Source organism: Pseudomonas sp. (assembly GCF_050739775.1).
Lineage (GTDB): Bacteria > Pseudomonadota > Gammaproteobacteria > Pseudomonadales > Pseudomonadaceae > Aquipseudomonas.
The window spans coordinates 172,004-198,328 of record NZ_JBOICA010000002.1; the positions used below are offsets into that span (position 1 = coordinate 172,004).

Below are 26,325 nucleotides of genomic sequence, written 5' to 3' on the forward strand. Positions count from 1 at the left end.
ACCAGAGTGATCGGCATGGCCGACGATGCCACCTTGCCGATCGATGGCAAATACTTCTACCTGCACCTGGGCAGGCACCACGCTACGGGCAAAGGCCAGGGCATGGGCGCAGACCGCATCACCCAAGGCGATGCCCGCAGCGCTAGCCATGGCCAAGGCTTGCTGGCTGGTGTTGGCCAGACGAATCGCGGCTTGTAAGTCACTGTCGGCACCAATGGCCGCAGCCCATTCGGCCAGTTGCGGCAAGTCGATGCTGGAGTGGCGGCTGTGCAGGTCCATGTGCCCGGCAGCGAGCTTGCTGATTTTGCCGAAGCCGCCGCACAGGCTGAGTTTATCCACTGGCACCTTGCGCAGGTGCTTGAGCACCGCACCGACGAAGTCGCCCATTTCGATCAAGGCAATTTCCGGCAGGTTGTAGACCCGGCGCATGGTGTCTTCACTAGCGTTACCGGTGCAGGCGGCGATGTGCAGGTAACCGTTGGTTTTGGCTACATCGATGCCTTGGTGGATCGAGGCAATGTAGGCCGAGCAGGAGAAAGGCCGAACAATGCCACTGGTGCCGAGAATCGACAGACCGCCAAGAATGCCCAGGCGCGGGTTCATGGTTTTCAGCGCCAGGTGTTCACCGTCTTGCACGTTCACCGTGACTTCGAAACCGCCGTTGTAAGCGCACTCATCGGCAAGCCGCTGCAGGTGCTCGGTCATCATCCGCCGCGGTACCGGGTTGATTGCCGGTTCGCCCACCGCCAGGACCAGGCCGGGGCGGGTCACGGTGCCAACGCCATTGCCGGCGACAAAGCGCACGCCGGGTTCGGCCAGCAAGCGCACACAACTGTAGAGCAGGGCGCCATGGGTGACATCCGGGTCGTCACCGGCATCTTTGAGGGTTCCGGCTTCGGCTCCGCCTTCAAACAAGCGGCAGAACTCAAGGCGCATCTGCACTTGCTTGCCCTTGGGCAAGGTGATCTGTACAGCGTCGTCCTGAGCGCCGATCAGCAGCAGGCGTGCCGCCGCAAGACTGGTGGCGGTGGCACAGCTGCCGGTGGTCAGGCCGCTACGCAGTGGGGCGGGGTGTTCCTGGGTTTCGTCACGCATCTGCGGGCTTGATCGCTTCTAGCAGGGTGATCGGCAGGGCCTGGCGCCAGGTATCGAACTCGCCCAAGGGCTGGGCCTGGGCGATGTGGATGCGGGTCAGTTCGCCGCCATGCTGCTCGCGCCAGCTGACCAGGGTCAGCTCGCTTTGCAGGGTGACGGCATTGGCCACCAGACGACCACCCGGGCGCAGTTGCTCCCAGCAGTGCTGCAGCACACCTTCACGGGTCACGCCACCACCGATGAAGATGGCATTCGGGCGCTCGAGGCCGTGCAGCGCTTGCGGAGCACGGCCACGGATCAGTTGCAGGCCGGGGACGCCGAGGGTATCGCGGTTGTGCTCGATCAGTTGTTGGCGACCCTCATCGGACTCAATGGCCAGCGCCCGGCAACTGGGATGTGCGCGCATCCATTCGATGCCGATCGAGCCACTGCCAGCGCCGACATCCCAGAGCAACTCCCCCGGTTGTGGCGCCAGGCGGGCGAGGGTGATGGCACGTACGTCACGCTTGGTCAGTTGTCCGTCGTGCTGGAAGGCGGAATCAGGCAGGCCTGCCAGTGGCGACAGGCGCGGCGCATCGGGTGCAGCCAGGCATTCGATGGCGACCAGATTCAAGTCGGCAATTTGTGTGTGCGGCCAGTGCTCGGCAGTGCCCTCAAGGCAGCGCTCGGCACTTGCGCCAAGGTGTTCGAAGACTTGCATCCGGCTTGGGCCAAAACCGCGCTCACATAACAGGGCGGCAATGGCTGCCGGGCTGCTGCCGTCGTTGCTCAGCACCAGCAAGCGCACGCCGCTGTAGAAATGGGCATTGAGCGCGGCGAGGGGGCGGGCTACCACGGACAGTGTCGTCACGTCCTGCAGGGGCCAGCCCAGGCGGGCGGCGGCCAAAGCGCAGGAGGAAGGCATCGGCAACACACGCATTTCTTCAGGTGCAAGTTGGCGGGCCAGGCTGGCGCCAACGCCGAAGAACATCGGATCGCCGCTGGCCAGTACACATACCGGTTCACCGCGCAGGGCCAGCACTGGCGCCAGGGAGAAGGGACTGGGCCACAGCAGGCGTTCGCTGCGGATACAATGCGGCAGCAAATCCAGCTGGCGCTGGCCGCCAAACACCTTTGCTGCGCCCAGCAGTGCACGCCGGGCATTTCTGCCCAGACCACTGAAACCGTCCTCACCGATACCTACTACTGTCAGCCACGGCGACATGTATTTTCCTCAATACCCAGCAATCCGACCGGCAGGCTTTTCATGCCTTCGGACAAAGCAGGCATAATACCGCGCCTTCTACACTGAAGTGCCTTTTCACGATTGTCGGGTGACCTTTTGAACCAGCCTGTATCGGCCCACCAGCCCCACGCTTCGCTGCGTCCCTCGGCCTGCCCGGGGTTGCTGCGTATTGTCCAGGCCAAAGACGGTGGGATCTGCCGGATCAAGCTGGCTGGCGGCGTGCTTACCGCCGACCAGGCCGACGCGGTCGCCACAGCCGCCGAGCGTTTTGCCGCAGGCGAGATCGAGGCCACCAACCGGGGCAACCTGCAGATCCGGGGCATTGGCAGCGAGCAGGCAGGACTGATCGAATTGTTGCTAGCGGCGGGCCTAGGCCCGCGCGATGCAGCGGGTGACGATGTGCGTAACCTGATGCTCAGCCCTGTGGCCGGCGTTGATCCGTGGATGCTGATTGATACCCGTCCTTTAGCGGAGCAGTTGCTGCAGACGCTTGAAACCACCCCGCGCTTGCATCAGCTCTCGGCCAAGTTCGCCGTGCAAGTGGATGGCGGCGAAGCGCTGGCGATGCTCGAACACCCCCATGACCTGTGGCTCAGTGCCCTGCAGCTGGATGGAGAGCTGTGGCTGGCGTTTGGCTTGGCAGGTTGCCCGGCACAGGATTCACCCTTGGGGGCCGTCCCCCTGGCTCGGGGGCATGAGCTGGTGTTGGCGGTGCTCAATCGCTTTCTCGATCTGGCCCGGCCTGAGCAGGCGCGGATGCGACAATTACTGGCCGAGTATTCGCCAGAAGCGTTTGTTGCGGGACTAGGCCTGACGATTCGCCGTGACACGGCTGTCTTGCAATGGCGCCGCACAGCAACGGCAGGCAGCGGTTATCTGGGCATTTATCCACAGCATCAACCGGGCCTGAGCGCCGTCGGTGCCGCAGCGCCATTGGGCCGTCTGAATCCATCGATGCTGCGCGGCGCTGCCCAGCTGGCCCGCGAACTGGGTGACGGCAGTCTGCGTATGACACCTTGGCAGAGCCTGTTACTGCCCAATATCGCGCAATGTCATGTGGCCGCTGTCAGTAGCGGGTTGGCCCAACTTGGCCTGCTTTGCTCCGCCGATGAACCGCTGGCCCGCCTGGTTGCCTGCACCGGCTCCGCCGGTTGCGCCAAGGCCCAGGCCGAGACCAAGGGCGATGCCCGCGTGCTGGCCCCGTTGCTCACCACCGGCGCCCCGGCCAGTGTGCACCTGAGCGGCTGCCCGCGTTCCTGCGCCATGGCCCACGCCGCTCCGGCAACCTTGCTGGCGCAAAGCCCGGGCCACTACGACTTGTATCTGCGTGACGCAGCCCAGCCGGGTTTCGGCAGCCTGCGTGCACGCAACCTCACACTGAAAGAAGCCGGCGCACTGCTAGACGCCTGCTCACGGAGCCCCCTTGATGATTGATTACATCCGCGATGGTCAGGAGATCTATCGCAATTCCTTCGCGATCATTCGAGAGGAAGCGCGGCTCGATCGTATTCCTGCCGACCTGGAAAAACTCGCGGTTCGGGTGATCCATGCGTGCGGCATGGTCGATGCGATCGATGGCCTGCAGTTCTCGCCAGGCGCTGGCAAGGCCGGGCGCGATGCCTTGGCCGCTGGCGCACCAATCCTCTGCGATGCACGCATGGTCTCTGAGGGCATTACCCGTGCACGGCTGCCAGCGGACAACCCGGTGATCTGTACGTTGCGTGACGAACAAGTGCCTGAACTAGCCCGTGAACTGGGCAACACCCGTTCGGCGGTGGCCCTGGAACTCTGGCGCCCGTACCTTGAAGGCAGCGTGGTGGTGATCGGCAACGCACCGACCGCATTGTTCTATCTGTTGGAAATGCTTGATGCCGGCGCACCGAAACCAGCCTTGATTCTCGGCTTCCCGGTGGGCTTTGTCGGTGCTGCCGAATCCAAGGCGATGCTCGCCGCCGATAGCCGCGGCGTGCCCTTCGTGATCATGCAGGGTCGCCTGGGCGGTAGTGCCATGGCGGCTGCGGCGGTCAATGCCCTGGCCACGGAGGTCGAATGATGCAAGCTCGTGGACGTTTGCTTGGCCTGGGCGTGGGCCCCGGCGATCCGGAACTGATTACCGTCAAGGCCTTGCGGCTGCTGCACGAATCGCCAGTGGTGGCTTACTTCGTCGCCAAGGGCAAGCGTGGCAATGCCTTCGGCATTATCGAGGGGCACTTGCAGGAAGCTCAGACGCTACTGCCGCTGGTGTACCCGGTGACTACCGAAGCGTTGCCCGCACCGCTGTCATACGAACAGGTGATCAGCGATTTTTATGATGAGGCCGCACTGGAAGTTGCTGCCCATCTGGACGCTGGGCGTGATGTGGCGGTGATCTGCGAAGGCGATCCGTTCTTCTACGGCTCCTACATGTATCTCCACGACCGTCTGGCCGAACGCTACCAAGCTCAGGTGATTCCGGGTGTCTGTTCGATGCTCGGCGGTGCGTCGGTACTGGGCGCGCCCTTAGTCTATCGCAATCAAAGCCTGTCGGTGCTTTCCGGTGTGTTGCCGCACGATGAGCTCAAGCGGCGCCTGACCGATGCTGATGCGGCAGTGATCATGAAGCTGGGGCGCAATTTTCCCAAGGTCCGTGAAGTGCTGGCTGAACTCGGCTTGGCCGAGCGTGCCCTGTACGTGGAGCGGGCGACCATGGCTAACCAGAAAATCGTCGCCCTTGATGAGGTCGATCCACAGTCGTCGCCATATTTCTCGCTGATCATCGTTCCGGGTGAAAGGTGGCAAGGTTGATGACGTGCAAAGCTCCGGCCATCGTCATTCTCGGTAAAGGCAGCCTGGCCACTGCCCGCAAGATCCAGCAGCTGTATCCCGATGCACTGATTCACGGCTTGGCGGGTCGGGTTGAAGAGGTCGATTGCAGCTATCAGGAGTTCGGCGCCACCTTGCGTCAGCTCTATCAGCAGGACACGCCGATCATCGCCCTGTGCGCAGCCGGTATTGTCATCCGCACCCTCGCCACCTTGTTGCTGGAGAAGGGCGTCGAGCCACCGGTGCTGGCCGTGGCCGAGGATGGCAGCGCCGTGGTGCCACTGCTTGGTGGCCTCGGAGGGGTCAATGTCATGGCCCGGGAAATAGCGGCGGGCCTGGGTGTCGCGGCGGCAATCACCACCAGCGGTGAACTGCGTTTCGGTACCTGTCTGCTCAATCCGCCCAGTGGCTACGCCCTGGCCGACCTGGAGCTGGGCAAGCGCTTTGTTAGCGACCTGTTGGCGGGCGAGTCGGTGCGTATCGACGGTGAGGCACCTTGGCTCGCCGATGCACAATTGGCGCAGAGCGAGCAGGCGCAATTGGCCATTCATGTTGGCTGCGACACACGGGAAGTTTCGGCTTACGAACTGGTGATCTATCCGCGTTGCGTCATGTTTGCGGTGACTGCCGCAGGACCGGAGCTGGCGACGGTGGTGCGTGACGCGTTGCGTAATGCGCGCATCGCTGAACCTGCACTGGCCTGCCTATTGGCGAGCGAATCGCTGATGGCTGATCCGGCCTTGCACGCGGCAGCCGCTGAACTGTGTGTCCCGCTACGTTTCGCGCCAGGCGCCGAAAGCGCCAGTGCGCTGGCAGCACAAGCGTTGCCGCAGTTGTTGCCACCGCAGCCGGTAAGCGAAGGATTGGCGATTCTTGTCTCCAACCAACCCATCGATCCATTGCTCATAGGCCGCGCCCGCGGTCGCCTGGCAGTGATCGGCCTGGGGCCGGGCGCCGCCGAGTTCATGGTGCCAGCGGTCAAGGCGGAGCTGGCCCAGGCTAACGATATCCTCGGTTACGAAACCTATGTGCGCATGGCCGGCCCTTTCCGGGCGGACCAGGTCATGCACTGCACTGACAACCGCGAAGAAATGCAACGTGCCCGGCATGCCTTCGAACTGGCCGCACAAGGACGCTCGGTGGTAGTGGTATCTTCCGGCGATCCTGGCGTATTTGCCATGGCCGCAGCAGTGCTTGAAGCGTTGCACGAATCCACCGATCCGCGCTGGCATGCCGTTGACCTGGAGGTGTTGCCTGGCGTTTCCGCGTCGCTGGCCACCGCCGCACAAGCCGGCGCGCCACTGGGTCATGACTTCTGCGTACTGTCGCTATCGGACAACCTCAAACCCTGGTCGATTATCGAGAAGCGTTTGGACCTGGCCTGTCAGGCCGATCTGGCGTTGGCATTCTACAACCCAATCTCGCGTTCACGGCCTTGGCAGCTGGGGCGGGCATTGGAGATCGTACGCCAGCATCGTCTTGGGACCACGCCTGTAGTCCTTGGCCGTGATGTGGGTCGGCCAGGGCAGACACTGCGGGTCCTACAGTTGCAGGCGTTGACACCGGAGGATGTGGACATGAGAACCATGGTGCTGATCGGCTCCTCTACAACCGTCGCTTTCGATCGGCCGGGCCAGCAACAGTGGGTCTACACGCCGCGGTGGTACGGTCAAAAGCCCTGACGGCATTTTTGCCGACGATGAACATGCCCGACAAAACTTGACGGATGTGCAGGCAGTTCCGATTACAGCTCCAGGTAACCCTTGATCCCGCTGAAAATGATCTGCGCTGCCAGTGCGCAGACGAACAATCCCATCAACCGGCTGACGATCTGCAAGCCCTGGTCGCCGAGAATTCGTTCGATACGGTGCGAGAGGTACAGCACCAGGCCGACGGTGAAGCTGGCCAGGGCGATACTGACGATGGCCAGCAACTTGTCGTCCCAGTGCGGTTGGCCGACACCCATCACCAGCAGGGCGCCGATGGTCCCGGGACCGACGGTCAGGGGGATGGTCAGCGGCACGATGGTCACGTCCTGCTGGATGTTGTCGGCCTGTATTGCCGATTTGCCCTGAGCCATACCCAGCGCAGAAATGAACAGTACGCTGCCAGCGCCGATGCGAAACGCGTCGGCGGTAATCCCGAATACCCCGAAGATCGCCCGACCGAACAGATACAGCAGTACGCTGGCGATCAGCACGGCGATTGCTACCCGCCAGGCGAGCTGCTTGCGCTCCTTGCTGGAGTAACCGCGGGTCAGGCTGATAAAGCAGGAGAGGACGAAGAACGGGCTGTAGAGCACGAGCATTTTCAGGTAGACGCTGAACAACTCATGGAGCATGGTCGGAGCTCGCGACGGACAGGGGACGAGAAGCAAGTGTATCAGGGGTCTGACTGTTTACGGGGTTGGTACCTGAGAGGATTCGGCCTCTCGCTGGGCGACCCAATGCTCGATCAATTCGCGCAACTGTGACAGTTCGACCGGTTTGGCCATGTGGCCGTCCATGCCGGCCAGACGTGCGCGTTCCTTGTGCTCGGCCAGAATGTGCGCGGTCAGGGCCACCACGGGCGTGCGCTTACGCTGCTGGCTGACTTCCCAGATGCGCAGTTGCTGGGTTGCCGAGAAGCCGTCGAGCACCGGCATTTCGCAGTCCATCAGTACCAGGTCGTAGCGTTGGGCTTTCATCGCTTGCAGAGCTTCTTCGCCATTGCTGGCGGTATCGGGTTTCAGGCTGAGCTTGCCAAGCATGCCGCGGATGACCTTGGTCGAGATGCTGTTGTCTTCGGCCACCAGGATGCGGAAATCGCTGGGTAAGTTCAGCGGTGTGCCCAGGCTGGCAGGTACCGGGAAAACAGGCTGCTCCTTGCTGCGTTGGGCCAGTTCTTCAGCCAGGGTGGTCTTGAGGGTGTAACCGGCGACCGGTTTGGCCAGGATCCGCTTGACCCCGGCATTGCGCGCGATGACCTTGCTTGGCGCATTGCTGATACCGGTGAGCATGATCAGCAGGATATCGTGGTTCAGGCTCGGGTCTTCCTTGATCTTGGCGGCCAGTTGCATGCCAGTCATGCCCGGCATGTTCTGGTCGAGCAGGACCGCATCGAAATAATCGCGCAGGTGCGCCTTGGTACGCAGCAAGGCCAGGGCCTCCTTGCCCGAAGGCACCGCGCTGACGTTCATGCCCCAGGCACTGCATTGTTGTACCAGGACCTTGCGGCAGGTGTCGTTGTCGTCCACCACCAGTACCCGGGCGCCGCGCAGCGGGCCGTCGAGGTCGGCGGGAGGCTGTTCGAGGCGCTGCGGATCCAGCGGCAGGGTCAGCCACAAGGTGTTGCCCATGCCGTGGCTGGTCTTGATACCGAACTCACCTTGCATCAGGGTAATCAGCTGCTTGGCAATGACCAGGCCCAGGTGCCCGCCCAGTTTGTTACTGGAAAGAAAGTGCTTGCTGTGCAGCTCGGCCTGCAACAGTGCTTCGCGTTCGCCTGGGGAGATGGCCTCGCCACTGTCCTGCACGGCAATGCGCAGACGTGGCGCGCTGCCGCGTTGGTCGAGCGCCACCACCAGGAGGACTTCGCCCTGCTCGGTTTTCTTCAGGGCGTTTTCCAGCAGGCTCAGCAACGCCTGGCGCAGGCGCGTCGGGTCACCGCTGATGACCCGTGGCACTTGCGGCTGGGTGAAACTGATCAACTCGATGTTCTGTTGCTCGGCCTTGGCGCGGAAAATACTCAGGCAATCCTCGATCAGCGCGTTAAGGTCGAACTGCACGTCGTCCAGCTCGATCTGTCCGGACTCAAGCTTGGAAATGTCGAGAATCTCGTTGATCAGGGTGAGTAGTTCGTTGCCGGCACTGTGGATGGTCTGCACGTAGTCGCGCTGTTTGACCGACAGCGGGGTGCCCAACAGCAGTTCGGTCATGCCCAGGACGCCGTTCATTGGCGTGCGGATCTCATGACTGATCTTGGCCAGGAACTCGGCCTTGGCGTTGATCTCGGCGTTGCTGGCGGCCAGCGCGCAACTGGCGCTGAAACGCTCTTCACTGATACGGCGCAAGCGCTCGCTGACCGACAGATTGAGCAGCAGACCGCTGAAGCTGGTCAGGCCCAGGAGAATGAACAGCAACCATTGCGTCGGCGTACGGGTTAAACCGAGCAGGGCGGGTAGTACCACCAGGCAACCAATGTTGAAGGCCAGCATCGACAAGGTAAACAGGCGCGCTGGTGCATAGCCCTTGTACCAGTGGTAGCTGGCGACCAGCAGCATACTCAGAATACCCAGGGCGAACAGCCCATAGGTCATCAGGTTGAGCGGCAGGGTATCGACGAATAGCAGTAGCAGGCCAAAGAGCCCGATCAGGATCATTTCTGCCTGCAACAGGCGGCTCAGGCGTGGTTGCTCACAAGGGCTGAAAAAGCGCAGGGTGAAGGTCAGGCCGGCCAGGCTTGCCAGCAAGGCAGTGAGATAGGCGGCAGGGGTCTGTGCCGAGTGCCAGAGGCTCAACCAGGGGCCGCTGAGGTTGAGCAGAATCAGTGCGCTGAGCAGCATCAGTGCGTGATAGACCGCCAGGCTCAGGCTAGTGCTGGAGCGCGAATAGGCAAAGCGGATGAGGTTGTGCAGCATCAGCATCAGCAGGCAGCCAAACAGCAAGCCGAACATCAGGGCCTGGCGCTGATCGGCGGCGACCTGGGCGGCAGGTTCCAGGCTGATGCTTGGACGCAGTTGATGCTCGGAAACCAAGCGCAGATAAATATCCAGCGTACGCGAGCTGCTCGGCAAGGCCAGTTGGTGGTCGCTGCTGCGTACGGTCGGCTCGCCGCTTTCGGATGGACGACCGTTATGCATGCGTTGGATCAGTTGGTCGCCGTCGAGGGCATAGAGGTCAAGACGGGAGAGATCCGGCGCGAACACCCGCAGCAGCTGTTCATGCTGCCCGGGTTCCAGGCGGTAGTGCAGCCACAGCGCCTGGTCCGGTGTTGCGGCATCGAGCTGGTTCAGCTGGATGGGGCTGAATTGGTTGCGGTAGCGTTCGGAGCGCACATCACTGAGCTGCAGGTTGGCCTGTTCGTCGAGCAAAACCGCCCAGCCACTGCTTTGTTCGGCCGAAGCCGGGAACAGGCAGAGCAGGGTCAGCAGGCTGACGGTGAGGCCAATGGCGATCCTGAGCCAACGCACGACGAGATCCTTTCTTAGCAAAGTGCCGAGTGATAACTATGCGCGGCGCGCCAAGGCGAAGGCAAGGCCCATGACGGGCCCTGTCGACGAGCCGGAAGCAGGACGCCTGTGGCATCACTGCTTCCAGGCGCGGTTTTACTGCTGATGTTCACCACGTTCGCGGGCAATAGCGCGATAGCCGATGTCCTTGCGGTAGAAGCTGCCTTCCCAGTTGATCTCGGCAGCCAGACGATAAGCTTGTTGTTGGGCGGCTTCTACGGTTTCGCCCATGGCGGTGGCACAGAGTACCCGGCCACCGCTGGCAACCACTTGGCCGTCCTTCAGGGCGGTACCGGCATGGAATACCTTGCCGGTCAGCTTGGCGGCAGCGTCCAGGCCGTTGATCGCGGCGCCCTTGCTGTAGTCGCCAGGGTAGCCGCCGGCAGCCAGGACCACGCCCAGGCTTGGTTGCGGGTTCCACTGCGCTTCGACTTTGTCCAGGGCCTTGGCGAAAGCTGCTTCGATCAGCAGCACCAGGCTCGACTCCAGGCGCAGCATGACCGGCTGGGTTTCCGGGTCGCCGAAGCGGCAGTTGAACTCGATGACTTTCGGGTTACCGGCCTTGTCGATCATCAGACCGGCATAGAGGAAACCGGTATAGACGTTACCTTCCTCAGCCATACCGCGCACGGTTGGCCAGATCACCTGGTCCATGACGCGCTGGTGCACCTCAGCGGTGACCACTGGGGCAGGCGAGTAGGCGCCCATGCCGCCGGTGTTCGGGCCGGTGTCACCGTCGCCAACACGCTTGTGGTCCTGGCTGGTGGCCATTGGCAATACATTCTGACCATCGACCATGACGATGAAGCTGGCTTCTTCGCCATCGAGGAACTCTTCGATCACCACGCGCGAGCCGGCGTCGCCGAACGCGTTGCCTGCGAGCATGTCGCGCACGGCGTCTTCGGCTTCGGCCAGGGTCATGGCGACGATCACGCCTTTACCGGCGGCCAGGCCGTCGGCCTTGATCACGATGGGTGCGCCTTTTTCGCGCAGGTAGGCCAGGGCCGGCTCGATCTCGGTGAAGTTCTGGTAGTCGGCGGTAGGGATCTTGTGCCGGGCCAGGAAGTCCTTGGTGAAGGCCTTGGAACCTTCCAGCTGGGCTGCGCCCTTGGTCGGGCCGAAGCAGTCCAGGCCGCGGCTGCGGAATAGATCGACGACACCGGCAACCAGCGGGCCTTCAGGGCCGACGATGGTCAGGGCAACATTTTTTTCGGCGAAGTCGGCCAGTTGTTCCAGGGCCGTGACGTCGATGTCGACGTTCTCGCACTTGGCTTCGGTGGCGGTGCCGGCGTTGCCCGGGGCAACGAAGACTTTCTCGACGCGTGGGTCCTGAGCGACTTTCCAGGCCAGGGCGTGTTCACGACCGCCGCTACCGATAATCAAAACTTTCATGTCAAAACCTCGATGACGCTAATTCTTCAATCAGGAGGCAAAGCCTCCTGCGCTTCTGCTGTGTATGCATTGCGGCCGTTTTGACGATTAGTGGCGGAAGTGGCGCATGCCGGTGAAGACCATGGCGATGCCAGCTTCGTCGGCCGCGGCAATCACTTCGGCGTCACGCATTGAGCCGCCTGGCTGGATCACCGCAGTGATACCCACTTTAGCCGCGTTATCGATACCGTCACGGAACGGGAAGAAGGCATCCGATGCCATGACCGCACCCTGTACCTGCAGGCCAGCATGCTCAGCCTTGATTGCAGCAATGCGCGCCGAGTTCACGCGGCTCATCTGGCCTGCGCCGACACCGATGGTCTGGCGGCCTTTGGCGTAGACGATGGCGTTGGATTTGACGAACTTGGCTACTTTCCAGGCGAAGATCAGGTCGTCGATCTCCTGCTGGGTCGGGGCACGCTTGGTCACCACCTTCAGGTCCGCAGCAGTGATCATGCCGATGTCGCGGCTCTGTACCAGCAGGCCACCAGTAACACGCTTGTAATCCCAGGCAGCGGCACGTTCAGCCGACCACTGGCCGCAGGCCAGCAGGCGCACATTGGCCTTGGCCGCTACCACGGCGCGGGCTTCGTCGCTGACGCTCGGGGCGATGATCACTTCGACGAACTGGCGCTTGACGATGGCCTTGGCGGTTTCGGCATCCAGTTCGCGGTTGAAGGCGATGATGCCGCCGAAGGCCGACTCGGTGTCGGTAGCGTAGGCCAGTTCATAGGCCTGGCGGATGCCGCCTTCGGCGTCCGGGCTCACGGCCACGCCGCACGGGTTGGCGTGCTTGACGATGACACAGGCCGGTTTGACGAAGCTCTTCACGCACTCCAGCGCAGCGTCGGTATCGGCCACGTTGTTGTACGACAGTTCCTTGCCCTGCAGTTGCACGGCGGTGGCGATGCCGGCTTCGGCAGGTTTGCCCTCGACATAGAACGCCGCGCTCTGGTGCGGGTTCTCGCCGTAGCGCATTTCCTGGGCTTTGATGAACTGGCTGTTGAAGGTGCGCGGGAATTCGCTGCGATCGGAGGTCGACAGGGTTTCAGCAGCCTGGTTAACCGTACCCATGTAGTTGGCGATCATGCCGTCGTAGGCGGCGGTGTGTTCGAACGCCTTGAGCATCAGGTCGAAACGCTGGGCGTAGGTCAGGCCACCGGCCTTGAGACTTTGCACAACCTGACCGTAGTCGCTGGCATTGACCACGATGGCGACGTCTTTGTGGTTCTTGGCTGCCGAGCGAACCATGGTCGGGCCGCCGATGTCGATGTTCTCGATGGCGGTCGGCAGGTCGCAGCCAGGCTTGGAGATGGTGGCTTCGAACGGGTAGAGGTTGACCGCGACCAGGTCGATCGGCTTGATCCCGTGTTCGGCCATGATCGCGTCGTCGGTGCCGCGACGACCAAGGATGCCGCCGTGGATTTTCGGATGCAGGGTCTTGACCCGGCCATCCATCATTTCGGCAAAACCGGTGTAGTCGGCAACTTCCACCGCGGTAACGCCATTGTCCTGGAGCAGCTTGAAGGTGCCGCCGGTGGACAGGATCTCGACGCCGAGCTGTTCCAGCTCACGGGCAAACTCAAGGATCCCGGTCTTGTCGGAGACACTGATCAAGGCGCGGCGGATCGGCAGGCGGGTAGTCTGGTCGGTCATTTCAGATTCCATAACGCGGTGGAGTCAGCAAAAAAGGCGACCTCATCGAATGGGAGCCGCCTTTCCTGGTTTGGATGCTTGCTTACAATAAATCGTACTGCTTAAGCTTTTTGCGCAAGGTGCCGCGGTTGAGTCCGAGCAGCTCGCTGGCCTTGGTCTGGTTGCCCTTGACGTAATTCATCACGCTTTCGAGCAACGGCGCCTCGACTTCCGAGAGCACCAGGTTGTACACGTCCGTGACGGCCGCGCCCTCGAGATGGGCGAAATAGTTGTGCAGCGCCTTTTCCACACTGCCGCGAAGGGTCTGGCCCTCTTCGCTCGGTGTATTCAGGTGCTGTTTCAGGTTGACGTTGTCGCTCACGGGCGTTGTTCCACTCACTAAAGTCTCGGTCATCATCGTCATGCGGCCACCCCTTGTCCGTCCTCTGTCTCAAGGCTCTGTTCACGCTCGCGGAAAAAACCGCGAACGTTGGCGCATTGCGCTTGTGTATCTTCCAAACGATTGAACTGGGCGCGAAACTCCCTGGCGCCTGGAAGCGTTGCCAAGTACCAGCCGACATGCTTGCGGGCGATGCGTACGCCCATCACCTCGCCATAGAAGGCGTGCAGCGCGGCCAGGTGCTCCAGCAGAATACGTTCCACTTCTTCCAGCTGCGGCACCGGCGAGTGTTCGCCGGTGCGCAGGTAATGCTCGATCTCGCGAAAGATCCACGGTCGCCCCTGGGCGGCCCGGCCAATCAACAAGCCATCGGCGCCGGTCGCCTGAAGCACGGCCCGAGCCTTTTCTGGCGAAGTGATATCGCCATTGGCAAAAACCGGGATCGACACCGCCTGCTTGATTGCAGCGATGGTGTCGTACTCGGCATCGCCGGTGTAGAGGTCGGCACGGGTGCGGCCATGTACCGCCAGCGCCTGAATGCCGGCCTGTTCGGCAATCTTTGCCACGGTCAGGCCGTTTTTGTTCGCCTGGTCCCAGCCCGTGCGGATCTTCAGCGTGACCGGTACATCCACTGCGGCAACTACCGCGTGGAGGATCTCACTGACCAAGGCTTCATCTTTCAATAAAGCAGAGCCTGCAGCCTTGTTGCAGACTTTTTTTGCCGGGCAGCCCATGTTGATATCGATGATCTGCGCGCCTGCCTCGACATTGGCCCGGGCTGCAGCTGCGAGCATCTGTGCGTCACCACCGGCGATCTGTACCGAGCGTGGCTCGGGATCACCTTGGTGAATCATGCGCAGGCGCGACTTGCGGCTGTTCCACAGGCTCATGTCGCTGCTGACCATCTCCGACACCACCAGGCCTGCCCCCATTCGTCGGCATAGCTGACGAAATGGCTGGTCCGTGACCCCGGCCATCGGGGCGAGGATCAGGTTGTTCTGCAGTGTGTATGGGCCGATGCGTACCGCCGACATAGGAGTTCCCTGTTGTGGGGCCGGATCATTAGAGTTCGAAAAAGGGTGGGCATGATACCCGCTCTCGGTGACCGGATAAAGATCGATTTGGATAAAATCTGAACAGCTGCAGTCTTGCAGCTTTGGCTTGCAGCTTGCAGCTGCCTCATTCCGGCGAGCGAAAGCTCAGGCTGTAATTGACCGCCTTGGGCCCTGGGTCGAGGATATCCAGGGCGATGTGGATCGGTACCTGGCTGGGCATTTCGCCCTTGCCGGCCAGTTCACCGCTGAGGTACTCGACGGGCTTGAAGCGCCGACTGGCGATCAGTTGGCCATTGAGGTCGGCAAACCGCAGCTCCAGCAGCGGGAATGGCTGGGTGAATGGCGCGCGGTTGTAGATAATCGCATCGACGATCAGCGCACCGTTGAAGTCCGGGTGGCTGCGCACCACCAGGTTGCTGCTCTTGATCCGGGCGATATCGACGCGCGAAGGCACCTTGCAGCCAACCTGCGGGCAGATCTGCTGGAACCAGGGGCGATACTGGTCCTGACGGGCCAGTTCGTCGAAGTGATACCAGATGTACTGGCCCGCCAGGGCGGCGGCGGCCAGCAGGACCAGGAAGATCCACAGCAGGCGCTTACCCCAGTGGGTCTTGGGCTTTTGCCAGTCCAGCTGCAACGGGTCGTCGACCAGGTCGAGTAGCGGCTCCTTGCGTGTGGGGCGGTTGGAGACCGGACCCAGGCCAGGCTCGCGGCGCTCGTCGAGGTCAGGCTCGGGGGTGTCGAGGTCGTCCTCCGGCTCCCTTGCCGACAGGTGTTCGACAGGCGGTTCGTCACTTTCTGCCGCTACTGGGTGACGGTGATCGGGCTTGGCGTCCAGGTCGTCGTGCAGCACGTCCAGGTCCAGAGACAGCGAAGGTTCGGTGCGCTCGCCTGGCGCTGGAGCAAGGTCCAGCGGTTCTTGTTCAATCAGCGGCGGCTGTGACTCATCGAGCGCCTCGGTCTGTGTTTCACGTTCGCTGGCCGGGGTGCTGAACAGGCTGTCGGGCCATTGCGGGTCGTCGCTTTCCGGCCCGTCACGGTGGGCACTGAGGTTGTCTTCACGAGGGGCGCGGGCCTTGAACTCGGTGGTCGGCTGGATTTCACGTTGCTCCAGACGCGCCAATTCCTGGTCCAGGTCGAGCTGGTCGAGGTCCAGCTCGGTGGCGCTCCACTGGTGCTGACTGACCGGCGTCACTGGCACAGGAGGCGCGGGCTCAGTGGTCGTAGGTTCGGCCGCAGGCTGTTGCGCTGCACTTTGTTCCAGCAGCTGTTTGGCGGCGTTGAACACCTGTAGGCAGGCGCCGCAACGCACCACGCCGCGGGCCACGCTCAACTGATTGTGGCTGACGCGAAAGCTGGTCTGGCAATGCGGGCACTGGGTGACGAAACTGTCGGTCATGCGGCGGTCCGGGTTATACAGATAGTTATTCTAGGCGCACTTAACGGCGGCGACCACTGATGCGTACCCAGCCGTCACGAACGGTAATGGGGTCCAGGTCGAAGTCCTTGGCGTAGGCAACTGCAACCTCTTCGCCCTGTTCGGCGAGGATCCCCGACAGCGCCAACAGACCACCCGGGCGCACAAGCCCAGACAGTTGTGGAACCAGTGAAACCAGAGGGCCAGCCAGGATGTTGGCTACCAGCACGTCGGCCTGCATCGCCGGCATGTGTTCAGGCAGGTACAGGGCGAACTGCTCGTCGGCGATGCCATTGCGCCCAGCGTTGTCGCGGGAGGCTTCCAGGGCTTGGACGTCGATATCGGTGCCGACCGCTTCGCGGGCACCGAGCAGCAGGGCGGCAATGGCCAGAATCCCCGAGCCGCAGCCGAAATCGAGTACTTGCTTGTCTTTGAGGTCCTGACCGTCGAGCCATTCCAGGCACAGGGCGGTGGTCGGGTGGGTGCCGGTGCCGAACGCCAGACCCGGATCGAGCAGCAAGTTGACTGCCTCAGGCTCTGGTGCGGCGTGCCAGCTCGGCACGATCCACAGGCGTTGGCCGAAGCGCATTGGCTGGAAGTTGTCCATCCAGCTGCGTTCCCAGTCCTGGTCTTCGATGACTTCGGTCTGGTGTTCCGGTAGTGCGGCGCCGGTCAGCAGTTGCAGGTGAGCGAACACCGCAGCAGCGTCGGTATCGGCTTCGAACAACGCCAACAGGTGGGTGTGCGACCACAGCGGGGTGGTGTTGAGGTCCGGTTCGAAGATCGGCTGGTCTTCGGCATCCATGAACGTCACGGAAACCGCGCCGACTTCAAGCAGGGCGTCTTCGTAGGTTTCGGCTTGTTCCGGGCTGATGGCCAGGCGTACTTGCAGCCAGGGCATGGCGGGCACCTTTGGTAAATCGACAGGGGCAGCCTGAGGCTGCAGAAGACGCGCAGTTTACGCCAGCACGGCGACAAAGTGGATAAATCGCCGCAACCCCGGCCAGCATTATGTATCGTCTCCGGTTCTGCGGCCGCTGCCATAGTGATCTCTTCAATCAAGGAGGTCATCTAATGGACTACAACCCACTCGCACTGCCACCTGCCGAAAGCGCCGCCGTGACCTTGCTCAGGCTCACCGCCTGGGCCGAAACTTTCGATGTTCATCTGCGTGGCCAGTCTACTTGGCTGGAGGTGCTTGAAGACAATCTCCTGGTGGAGTTGCGGACCTACTTCAGGGAAGGTGAGTTTTCGCCGTCCTTCATCAATGGCCTGCTTGACACCGTCTTGAGGCGACGGATCAGCGGTGTGTCCGGGGGGGGTATGCGAGGCGACCTTTAATCAGGCGCTGACCGGCTGGAGCACCGATAACCTGCGCCAGGCGATGGCAGCGCTGCCTGCCATCTGAGCACTGCCAGCGCAGACCTGCTGGGGGCCAGTTGGGTGGAGCAGGGTGGTGAGCTGGAAGTCTGCGATGTCCTGCCAGTGGATGGTCTTCAGCTTCAATGCCGTCGGCATACCGGGTAAGGCGCACGCGGTCTTGCGGCGCGTCCGGGGCGAGCCTTTGGTCCAGCGCGCAGACGGTGTCGTGGTGGACTCGATAGGGCATCCGGCGACAGCGCAAGCTCTGGCACTGCAGGTTTTCAGGGGCGCTGCAGTGAATTGAGGGTTTCAGCTGCTGATCCAATAAAAAACCCCGGCACCAGGCCGGGGTTCTTTCACCTTACACTGCGATCACTCCTGGTTAGCCAGTTTGTGTTCCAGATAGTGAATGTTGACGCCACCTTTGCAGAAACCTTCATCGCGCACCAGGTCGCGGTGCAGCGGGATGTTGGTCTTGATACCGTCGACGACGATCTCGTCCAGGGCATTGCGCATGCGCGCCATGGCTTCGTCACGGTCTTTGCCGTAGGTGATCAGCTTGCCGATCAGCGAGTCGTAGTTCGGCGGAACCGCATAGCCACTGTACAGGTGCGAATCGACGCGAACGCCGTTGCCGCCTGGGGCGTGGAAGTGCTTGACGGTACCAGGGCTGGGGATGAACTTCCTCGGGTCTTCGGCGTTGATCCGGCACTCCAGGGAGTGACCACGAATCACCACGTCATCCTGGGTGAACGACAGCTTGTTGCCAGCGGCGATGCTGAGCATCTCCTTGACGATGTCGATACCGGTGACCATCTCCGAAACCGGGTGCTCCACCTGCACACGGGTGTTCATTTCGATGAAGTAGAAATGACCGTTTTCGTAGAGGAACTCGAAGGTGCCGGCGCCACGGTAGCCGATCTCGATGCACGCCTGGACGCAGCGCTCGAAGACTTCCTGGCGGGCTTTCTCGTCGATGCCCGGGGCTGGCGCTTCTTCCAGAACCTTCTGGTGGCGGCGCTGCAGCGAGCAGTCGCGGTCACCCAGATGGATGGCGTGACCCTGGCCGTCGGAGAGCACCTGGACTTCCACGTGACGTGGGTTGGTCAGGAATTTCTCGAGGTAGACCATCGGGTTGCCGAACGCGGCACCGGCTTCGCTACGGGTCAGCTTGGCCGAGGCGATCAGGTCTTCTTCCTTGTGCACTACGCGCATGCCGCGACCACCGCCGCCACCGGCGGCCTTGATGATCACCGGGTAGCCGACTTCACGGCCGATGGCCAGTGCGGTCTCTTCGTCTTCCGGCAGCGGGCCGTCGGAGCCCGGTACGGTTGGAACGCCAGCACGCTTCATCGCGTCCTTGGCCGATACCTTGTCGCCCATCAGGCGAATGGTGTCGGCTTTCGGGCCGATGAAGGCAAAACCGGAGTTCTCGACCTGCTCGGCGAAGTCGGCGTTTTCCGCGAGGAAGCCGTAGCCCGGGTGAATGGCGGTAGCGCCGGTCACTTCGGCAGCGGCAATGATCGCCGGGATGTGCAGGTAGGACTGGCTGGCCGAAGCCGGACCGATGCAGACCGACTCGTCTGCCAGGCCCAGGTGCATCAGTTCGCGGTCAGCCGTGGAGTGTACGGCGACGGTCTTGATGCCCAGCTCTTTGCAGGCACGCAGGATCCGCAGGGCAATTTCCCCACGGTTGGCAATCAGGACTTTTTCCAGCTTCGCAGACATCGTTGGCTCTCCGCGGTTCAAACGATGGTGAACAGCGGCTGGTCGAACTCAACCGGCTGACCGTCTTCTACCAGGATGGACTCGATCACACCGCTGGCTTCAGCTTCGATGTGGTTCATCATCTTCATGGCTTCGACGATGCACAGGGTGTCGCCTTTCTTCACGCTCTGGCCGACTTCAACGAAGGCTGGCGAACTAGGCGAGGCTTTGCGGTAGAAGGTGCCGACCATTGGCGAGCGGGCAACGCTGCCGTTCAGTTTTGGCGCGGCTGGTGCTTCGGCGGCTGGCGCTGTGGCAGCAGCAGGAGCGGCGACTGGTGCGGCAGCGGCAACTGGCGCCGGTGCGTAGTACTGCTGGGCCGGGGTCTTGCTGTGACGGCTGATCCGTACGGATTCCTCGCCTTCCTTGATCTCCAGCTCGTCGATGCCAGACTCTTCCAGCAGTTCGATCAGTTTCTTGACTTTACGGATATCCATTAATCATCAACTCCCAAGGTTCGGTCAGGGGCGTAAATATAAAAACGTGTTAGCAAACGTTTCTTGTGAGCCCCGGCCTATAGGCCAGGTTCTCGTCATCAGGGCTTTGCGTTAGCAGCCAGGTGTTCCAGGGCAGACTCCAGGGCCAGCCGATAACCGCTGGCGCCCAGGCCGCAGATCACGCCTACAGCGACATCAGAAAAGTAGGAGTGATGGCGAAAAGGTTCACGCTTGTGCACGTTGGATAGATGCACTTCGATGAATGGGATGCTCACTGCTAGCAATGCGTCACGTAATGCGACACTTGTATGTGTGAAAGCCGCCGGATTGATCAGGATGAAGTCGACGCCTTCGCCGCGTGCGGCATGGATGCGGTCGATCAATTCGTACTCGGCATTGCTTTGCAGGTACTGCAGGTGATGGCCGGCGGCGCGGGCGCGCTGCTCCAGGTCCTGGTTGATCTGGGCCAGGGTAACGGCGCCGTAGACGCCTGGTTCGCGAGTGCCAAGCAGGTTCAGGTTGGGGCCGTGCAGCACCAGTAGCGTTGCCATCTGTGGTTCCTTTTATCGTTAGGCACAAACGTTGCGCGGCGACTATGCCGTAAACCGCCGGGCAGTGTCTAGTTACCAGCAATAGCCAGCACGATGACCGAGATTCACGCCAAATATATGACTAATTTATTAATTTTGGTCATCGATGATGGCTTTTCAGCAGCCAGAAGAAGTTATAGACCCAGATCGGCGCGAATGCGCGTCAGATGCTCGGCAAATTCGCCGGCGTTTGTCTCACCTACCACCCGAGCGTCGGTTTTTTCGCTGCCGTTCGCAGCAAAGAACAACAGCGCTGGCGGCCCGAACAGTTGGTAGCGGTCGAGCAGGGCGCGCTGTTCGGCGTTGCTTTCAGTGATATCGAAGCGCAGTAGTGTGTAGCCCTGGAGCTGGCGCTTGACCGCGGGGGCGGTCAGGACCTCGCGCTCAATGACCTTGCAACTGATACACCAGTCAGCGTACCAGTCCAGTACCACCGGCTTTGCGGCGGCCTTGGCCTGGGCCAGGGCGCTGTCGAGGGCTGCGCGGGTGGTCACGGTCTGCCAGTCGTTTTGGGCTATGGCCTGGGCGTTGGCAGCGCTGTCGGAGACGGTGGCCTGAGGCAGTGGGCGCAGCGGGTCGGTCTGGCCACTCAGTGCGCCATACCAGCAAGCCAGGGCGTAGACCAACAGCAACAGGCCGAGCAATTGCGCCAGACGCTGCAGCGTGGTTTTCACCGTGAATTCCAGGGTGCCGAGGAATACGGCGACACCAGCACTCAACAGACCCAGCAGCAGCAGGGTGACCTGGCCGGGCAATACTCGGCTGAGCAGGCCGATGGCCAAGCCCAGCAACAGCACGCCAATGGCATTCTTCACCGTGCCCAGCCAAGGGCCGCTCTTTGGCAGCCAGGCCGCGCCACCAGTGGCCACCAGCAGCAAGGGGGCCCCCATGCCCAGGCCCAGGGCAAACAGTTTCAATGCGCCACCCAGCGCGTCGCCACTGGCGCTGATATACAGCAGCGCACCGGCTAGCGGCGCCGACACGCAGGGCGATACCAGCAAGCTTGAGAACACCCCGAGAATTGCCGCGCCGAGCAGCGAACCGCCTTTGGTCTGGCCGACCAGGCGCTCCAGGCGATGGCTGATGGCGTGCGGCAGCTTCAGTTCGAACAGGCCGAACATGGCCAGGGCGAACAGGACGAAAAACAGCGAGAACGGCACCAGCACCCAGGCTGACTGCAGGCGTGCCTGCAGGTTCATACCCGCGCCGAACAGGCCCATCAGGGCGCCGAGCAGGGCGAAGCAGGCGGCCATCGGCAGCACGTAGGCCAGCGACAGGCTGAGACCGCGCAGACCACCGACCTGGCCACGCAAGACCACGCCGGAGAGGATTGGCAGCATCGGCAGTACACAGGGGGTGAAGGTCAGGCCAACCCCGGCGAGGAAGAACAGCAGCAGTTCTTTCCAGGTCCAGACCTTTGCATTTGCCCCCGCTGCGCTGGTTGCTGGCGCGACAGCGCTGCCATCGATACTCAGGCGTTCGGTTTCCGGTGGGTAGCACAGGCCCTTGTCGGCGCAGCCCTGGTAGCCCACCAGCAGGGTGAAGGCGCGCTGGTCGTTGGCCGGGCGTGGGATGTCGATATCGAGGATGCCGTGGTAGACCTCAACATCGCCGAAGAACTCGTCGTGCTTGGCTTCGCCGGGCGGGATCCGTGCAGCGCCCAAGGTGATGTCGGCAGGCTCGGCACGAAACTGGAAGCGATGGCGATACAGGTAATAGCCATCGGCGGCGACGAAGCGCAGCTTGAGGGTTTGCGCATCGCTTTGCACCAGGCTCAGCTTGAACGCTTCGTGTACCGGCAGGAAGTCGGCGCTGTTGTTCAGCGACGGCGCACCCAGGGTAGCGCTGGGACGGTTGTCGAGCAGGCCGGCGCCAACGGCGGGCAAGGCCAGGAGCAGGAAAAGGAGGCAAAGCAGGCGGCGCATGGCGGTCTCGCAGTACAGAAGTGCCTGCATGATAACGGACTTTCTGACCCTATAACCCCAATCGCGCACTCAGACCCGAAACGCTCGCACCGCCGTGTTCAACTCGCCCCCTAGCCTGAGCAAGTGCTCGCCCTGCTCACGCCCTTCACCAATACGTTGCAAGTTGTCTTCACCCAGGCCATGAATCCGCTCGCTGTGGTCGCGAATCTCGCTCACCGCGCCGCTCTGTTGTGCCGTGACGTCGGCAATCCGCACCGCAGTGGCAGAGATGGTCTGGATCGCCGCGACGATTTCATCCAAGGCACCGTCGGCGGCCTGGGCCTGGTCTGCGGTGGCTTCGGCATGTTCGAGTTGGGCGCGCATGCCTTGCACTGACTCGCGGGCGGCTTGCTGCAGGCGGCCAATAAGGGCTTGGATCTCGCCGGTAGCACCCGTGGTACGTTGGGCCAGGGAGCGTACTTCTTCGGCCACTACGGCAAAACCACGGCCCATTTCCCCGGCGCGTGCAGCTTCAATCGCGGCGTTCAGGGCCAGCAGGTTGGTCTGTTCGGCAATCGAGCGAATGACCGTGAGCACACCACCGATGGTGGCCGACTCTTCGGCCAGTTGTTCGATCATTTGTGCATTGCCTTGCACTTCATCGACCAGGGCGCGCAGGCCGGTCAGGCTCTGACCAATGACTGCCTGGCCTTGCTCCACCGCGCGTCCGGCATCGCGGCTGGCGTCGGCGGCCTGGCTGGCATCGCCGGCTACTTGCAGGATGGTGGCTTCCAGTTCGCCCAGGGCATCGCGGATTTGTGCGGTGTCACCGGCCTGGCGCTCGGCACCTTCATGCAGGGCACTGCTCATGCCGGCCAGGGCATGACTGCTGCCAGCCACCTGTTCAGCATTGCTGCGGATGGTCCCGACCAGTTCCACCAGGTACAGGCGCAGGCGGTTGAGGGACTCCTGGATGTCATGCATTTCGCGGTTGCTTTTGCCCAAGGCAATGGCCTGGCCGAAGTCACCCTCGGTCCAGCGTGAAAGGGCGGGCGCCAGATTGGTCAGCACCCGCGCCAGGCGCCGCTGCAAGGTATCGATGAGCAAGGCGATCAACAGGATCAGGCCAATCATCAAGCCCTGGATCAGCCGCACTTCGCCCTGGATCGTGGCGTGCTGGCTGCGCACTAGCGGTTCAAGGGCGGCAATCGCCTGTTGCACCGCGTCAATCTGCTGATGGGTGCTGTTGGCCAGTTCACTGCGGCGCTCGATCTGTGCGCGGGTGCGTTGCAGTTCGCCAGGGTAGCGGTTGAGCAGACTGTTCAATTCCCGTTTGAGCACGACGCCGCTGTCTTCGGTTTTGCTGTTGCTTTGCGTCTCCAGGCCCATCAGGGCAGCAAAGTCATCGGCGTTCGATTCGCGGGCGGTAGTGACGCCGAGCAGCGGCAGTTCATCAAGCGTCCGGGCCTGGGCGACGATTTGCTGAAGCTCGCGCTCCACCTCGTCAGCCAGCTCGCTATGGCCACTGCTGACCAGCTTGTCGCGGGCAAGTGACAGCCGAGAGAGGAACAGTGATGCCCGGAACAGCGGCGCAGCATATCGCCCGGCATCGCTGCTGGTGCTGCTCTGGGCGTAGCTGGCCAGTTGATCGAGGCTCGCCCCCAACTCGCGTTCAGCTTGTAGCAACAAGGCCTGAGGGTCACCGGCCAATTTACCGGCAGCCAACAACTCGTTGCCAGTAAAGCCTTGCAGGTTGTCCAGGCTTGGACGCAGAGAGGCTGCCAGCGCTGGCGGCAGTTGTTCCAACTGCTCCTGCAGGGCGCTGGTCGCCTGAACCGCAGTGGCGTGGCGCAAGGCGTCGCCGCTATTGAGGTAGTCGAGAATGTTGCGTGCCGCCTGGTTCTGGAACTGCTGCGACAGCGACAGGTAGCGTTCCATGATCTGATAGGGGCGTTCCAGGGCGCGCTGCGACCACCACAGGGTGGCGCCCAGGGCGATACAGACGGTGACCAGCAACAGGGTGTTGAAATTGGTGAGCAGCTTCAGGCGCATGTCCAGGGTCTACCAACGGCCGAATGGTAAGTCACTGAAGTTATTGCGTTTTTGTGACCGTGTTATGACGAGGTCGGGTATGAAGCTAAAAAAGTGGCACTTTGCCTAGGATCGTCGACGCGTTGCACCCGGTTGCGCCCGGCCCCTTTGGCCCGGTACAGGGCTTCGTCGGCGGCGGTAGCCATACTCAAGGCATCGAGCCCATCACTCAGTTGCACCACCCCGGCGCTGAAGGTACAGGACAGATCCCGTGGTTGGGCGGGGTAGTGGATCTCGGCGAAGCGTCGGCGGATTTCATCCAGGACTTTATGGGCGGCCGCCAGATCGGTATTGGGCATGACGATGGCGAACTCTTCACCGCCATAGCGTCCGATGAAGTCGGTCTTGCGCAGGCGCTGTTTGAGAAACAGCGCCAGGCTCTTGATCACCCGGTCGCCCATGGGGTGGCCATGGCTGTCATTGACCTTCTTGAAGTGGTCGATGTCGAGCATGGCAAAGCTCAGTGGCTGCTCTTCGCGGCGGGCGCGGAAGCTGCAGTCTTCGAGCAGTTGCAGGATATGGGTGTGGTTGTACAGGCCAGTCAGGCTGTCGCGGACCATCCGCGCCTTGAGGTTGCGCGCGCGGGCGGCACGGTTGCGCACGGTGGTGATCAGGTGGCGCGAGCGGATTGGCTTGGTCAGGAAATCATCGCCACCTTCGCTCATGGCGTCGAGCTGCTTGTCCAGGTCGTCCTCGGCTGACAGGTAGATGATCGGCACGCTGACGTAGCGGTCATTGTGACGAATCACCTTGGCCAGCTCAGTGCCCGTGCAATCGGGCATGTACATGTCGAGGATGATCAGGTCGGGCTGGAAATCGGCAAGCTCCGCCATGGTGCGGATCGGCTCGGTCAAGGTCCGGGTGACGATGCCGGCACTGTTGAGCAGGCGCTCGGTGTGCATGGCCTGGGCCCGGGAGTCGTCGATGATCAGCACCTTGAAGGGTTCGTACTGGGTGACGCTGGTGAGCAATTCGACCTTTTCCAGCAGGCTCGAGGCTTCCAGGGTGCCGGTGAGAAACTCCTGGCCACCGGCGCGCACTGCGGCAAGGCGCGTTGGCGTGTCGGTTTCATCCAGGCTGAAGAACAGCAATGGCACCCGCTGCTCCAGGCCTTGTTGAGCCTGGGCAGCCAGTTGCAGGCCGATACCGCTGCCGGTGAAGTCGACATCCATGACGATGGCTGCTGGCAACCGTTCGTTCATCGAGGCACGAAACGCATCGGCGCTGTACAAGGCTTGTACACCAAGGCCGAAGAACTCCAGTTGCTGGGCCAGGCGCTCAGCCCGGTCATGGTCCTGGAGCATGATATAGACTGGCTTGCGCAAGGGCGGCAAGGGCACCTGTTCGAGCTGGTCACCCTGGCGCAGGCCAGTGCGCGACAGGCGCTGCATCAGGCGGTTGAGCTCGCTGATCAGGTGACTGCTCAAGCGGGCGCTGTTGGCCTCGACGGCGTCCAGGGTTTGGCCGATGGCCTCGGCCAGCTCGCTGTGCTCCGGTTGTTCGAAGCGCGTGGCGTAGCGCTGCAGGCGCAGGTTGGCCTCGCACAGTTCGCCCAGATCGCCAGTCGACCACTCGCTGCGCTGCAGGCGCTGCCAGATCTCGAGTATCTGCCGAGCCTGGTGAATCACCCGCTGGGCAAAATGTTGCTTGAGGCGCTCACGATTGGGGTCTTCTGGCTCGGTCATGTCCTGACTACTTATAAGGGGTGAGGCAGTTCGAGTGATGGCTCTATGCTAGCACCACTTTTCGGACAATCGAGTGTCTTGTATCAATTTACTGTACAAGTCTCTTTATTCAATTGCTGACTCGATAGTCGCTTATGCGAACCGACGCGCTTGATTTATAGTGCTGTGATACTTGCCGACCCCGGCAGGCAGTGCTCAGTGGAATACTGCACAGCGCTGG

General features: G+C 62.0%; 21 protein-coding genes and 1 pseudogene. 5 read left to right on the forward strand and 17 right to left on the reverse strand.

Going from position 1 to position 26,325, the window contains the following annotated elements; genetic code table 11:
- Window positions 1–12: 12 nt before the first annotated feature.
- Together ACRESH_RS02330 and cbiE are read right to left on the reverse strand one after the other, a co-directional pair.
- A pseudogene (locus ACRESH_RS02330) lies at window positions 13–1,095 on the reverse strand (cobalt-precorrin-5B (C(1))-methyltransferase); the annotation flags it as partial.
- On the reverse strand, window positions 1,088–2,299 hold the full coding sequence (cbiE, locus tag ACRESH_RS02335; protein ID WP_431740412.1) for a precorrin-6y C5,15-methyltransferase (decarboxylating) subunit CbiE: 1,212 nt from the start codon (window positions 2,297–2,299) through the stop codon (window positions 1,088–1,090). The gene cbiE and the pseudogene ACRESH_RS02330, both read right to left, overlap by 8 nt.
- 117 nt (window positions 2,300–2,416) lie before the next feature.
- Between cbiE and cobG the strand changes: the two genes are divergently transcribed.
- The 4 genes from cobG to cobJ are packed head-to-tail and all read left to right on the forward strand — an operon-like array spanning window position 2,417 to window position 6,804.
- Window positions 2,417–3,754, forward strand: coding sequence for a precorrin-3B synthase (gene cobG / locus ACRESH_RS02340; RefSeq protein ID WP_431740413.1), 1,338 nt, complete (start codon window positions 2,417–2,419; stop codon window positions 3,752–3,754).
- The gene (locus ACRESH_RS02345) at window positions 3,747–4,373 is read left to right on the forward strand and encodes a precorrin-8X methylmutase (protein WP_431740414.1); all 627 of its coding nucleotides are present in this window, start codon (window positions 3,747–3,749) and stop codon (window positions 4,371–4,373) included. The genes cobG and ACRESH_RS02345 overlap by 8 nt, the downstream gene beginning before the upstream one ends.
- Window positions 4,370–5,104, forward strand: a complete 735-nt coding sequence (locus tag ACRESH_RS02350) for a precorrin-2 C(20)-methyltransferase (protein WP_431740415.1) — start codon at window positions 4,370–4,372, stop codon at window positions 5,102–5,104. The genes ACRESH_RS02345 and ACRESH_RS02350 overlap by 4 nt, the downstream gene beginning before the upstream one ends.
- Entirely contained in the window at window positions 5,104–6,804 is a 1,701-nt protein-coding gene (cobJ, locus tag ACRESH_RS02355) for a precorrin-3B C(17)-methyltransferase (protein ID WP_431740416.1), read from the forward strand. Before ACRESH_RS02350 ends, cobJ begins: the two co-directional genes overlap by 1 nt.
- A gap of 62 nt (window positions 6,805–6,866) precedes the next feature.
- On the opposite strand, the gene ACRESH_RS02360 is transcribed toward cobJ, so the two are convergent.
- The 8 genes from ACRESH_RS02360 to prmA all read right to left on the reverse strand — a co-directional run bounded on the left by ACRESH_RS02360 (window position 6,867) and on the right by prmA (window position 17,170).
- A complete protein-coding gene (locus tag ACRESH_RS02360; protein ID WP_431740417.1) occupies window positions 6,867–7,463 on the reverse strand; it encodes a MarC family protein in 597 nt (198 codons plus the stop codon).
- A gap of 57 nt (window positions 7,464–7,520) precedes the next feature.
- Entirely contained in the window at window positions 7,521–10,292 is a 2,772-nt protein-coding gene (locus ACRESH_RS02365) for a response regulator (RefSeq protein WP_431740418.1), read from the reverse strand.
- A 135-nt stretch (window positions 10,293–10,427) separates the two neighbouring features.
- A complete protein-coding gene (gene purD, locus ACRESH_RS02370; protein WP_431740419.1) occupies window positions 10,428–11,723 on the reverse strand; it encodes a phosphoribosylamine--glycine ligase in 1,296 nt (431 codons plus the stop codon).
- An 87-nt stretch (window positions 11,724–11,810) separates the two neighbouring features.
- Complete coding sequence (gene purH / locus ACRESH_RS02375) at window positions 11,811–13,418, reverse strand: bifunctional phosphoribosylaminoimidazolecarboxamide formyltransferase/IMP cyclohydrolase (RefSeq protein ID WP_431740420.1); 1,608 nt, start codon at window positions 13,416–13,418, stop codon at window positions 11,811–11,813.
- Window positions 13,419–13,500: 82 nt separating this feature from the next.
- Entirely contained in the window at window positions 13,501–13,821 is a 321-nt protein-coding gene (gene fis, locus ACRESH_RS02380) for a DNA-binding transcriptional regulator Fis (RefSeq protein WP_003186237.1), read from the reverse strand.
- Window positions 13,818–14,831 (reverse strand): tRNA dihydrouridine synthase DusB, encoded by a 1,014-nt coding sequence (gene dusB, locus ACRESH_RS02385; protein ID WP_431740421.1) that lies wholly within the window; start codon window positions 14,829–14,831, stop codon window positions 13,818–13,820. Before dusB ends, fis begins: the two co-directional genes overlap by 4 nt.
- Window positions 14,832–14,976: 145 nt before the next feature.
- A complete protein-coding gene (locus tag ACRESH_RS02390) occupies window positions 14,977–16,251 on the reverse strand; it encodes a DUF3426 domain-containing protein (RefSeq protein ID WP_431740422.1) in 1,275 nt (424 codons plus the stop codon).
- A gap of 40 nt (window positions 16,252–16,291) precedes the next feature.
- On the reverse strand, window positions 16,292–17,170 hold the full coding sequence (gene prmA, locus ACRESH_RS02395; RefSeq protein ID WP_431740423.1) for a 50S ribosomal protein L11 methyltransferase: 879 nt from the start codon (window positions 17,168–17,170) through the stop codon (window positions 16,292–16,294).
- A 173-nt stretch (window positions 17,171–17,343) separates the two neighbouring features.
- On the opposite strand from prmA, the gene ACRESH_RS02400 reads away from it, so the two are divergent.
- On the forward strand, window positions 17,344–17,610 hold the full coding sequence (locus ACRESH_RS02400) for a hypothetical protein (protein WP_431740424.1): 267 nt from the start codon (window positions 17,344–17,346) through the stop codon (window positions 17,608–17,610).
- Here the strand turns inward: ACRESH_RS02400 and ACRESH_RS02405 are convergent, their stop codons facing one another.
- The 7 genes from ACRESH_RS02405 to ACRESH_RS02435 all read right to left on the reverse strand — a co-directional run bounded on the left by ACRESH_RS02405 (window position 17,611) and on the right by ACRESH_RS02435 (window position 26,105).
- On the reverse strand, window positions 17,611–17,787 hold the full coding sequence (locus ACRESH_RS02405; RefSeq protein WP_431740425.1) for a hypothetical protein: 177 nt from the start codon (window positions 17,785–17,787) through the stop codon (window positions 17,611–17,613).
- 216 nt (window positions 17,788–18,003) lie between these two features.
- The gene (gene accC / locus ACRESH_RS02410; RefSeq protein WP_431740426.1) at window positions 18,004–19,359 is read right to left on the reverse strand and encodes an acetyl-CoA carboxylase biotin carboxylase subunit; all 1,356 of its coding nucleotides are present in this window, start codon (window positions 19,357–19,359) and stop codon (window positions 18,004–18,006) included.
- Between the two features lie 17 nt (window positions 19,360–19,376).
- The gene (gene accB / locus ACRESH_RS02415) at window positions 19,377–19,835 is read right to left on the reverse strand and encodes an acetyl-CoA carboxylase biotin carboxyl carrier protein (RefSeq protein ID WP_431740427.1); all 459 of its coding nucleotides are present in this window, start codon (window positions 19,833–19,835) and stop codon (window positions 19,377–19,379) included.
- A 98-nt stretch (window positions 19,836–19,933) separates the two neighbouring features.
- Window positions 19,934–20,386, reverse strand: a complete 453-nt coding sequence (aroQ, locus tag ACRESH_RS02420) for a type II 3-dehydroquinate dehydratase (RefSeq protein ID WP_038615065.1) — start codon at window positions 20,384–20,386, stop codon at window positions 19,934–19,936.
- Window positions 20,387–20,559: 173 nt separating this feature from the next.
- Window positions 20,560–22,350, reverse strand: coding sequence for a protein-disulfide reductase DsbD (locus tag ACRESH_RS02425; protein ID WP_431740482.1), 1,791 nt, complete (start codon window positions 22,348–22,350; stop codon window positions 20,560–20,562).
- 69 nt (window positions 22,351–22,419) lie between these two features.
- Complete coding sequence (locus tag ACRESH_RS02430) at window positions 22,420–24,381, reverse strand: methyl-accepting chemotaxis protein (RefSeq protein WP_431740428.1); 1,962 nt, start codon at window positions 24,379–24,381, stop codon at window positions 22,420–22,422.
- A 62-nt stretch (window positions 24,382–24,443) separates the two neighbouring features.
- Complete coding sequence (locus tag ACRESH_RS02435; protein WP_431740429.1) at window positions 24,444–26,105, reverse strand: diguanylate cyclase; 1,662 nt, start codon at window positions 26,103–26,105, stop codon at window positions 24,444–24,446.
- Between the last annotated feature and the right edge of the window lie 220 nt (window positions 26,106–26,325).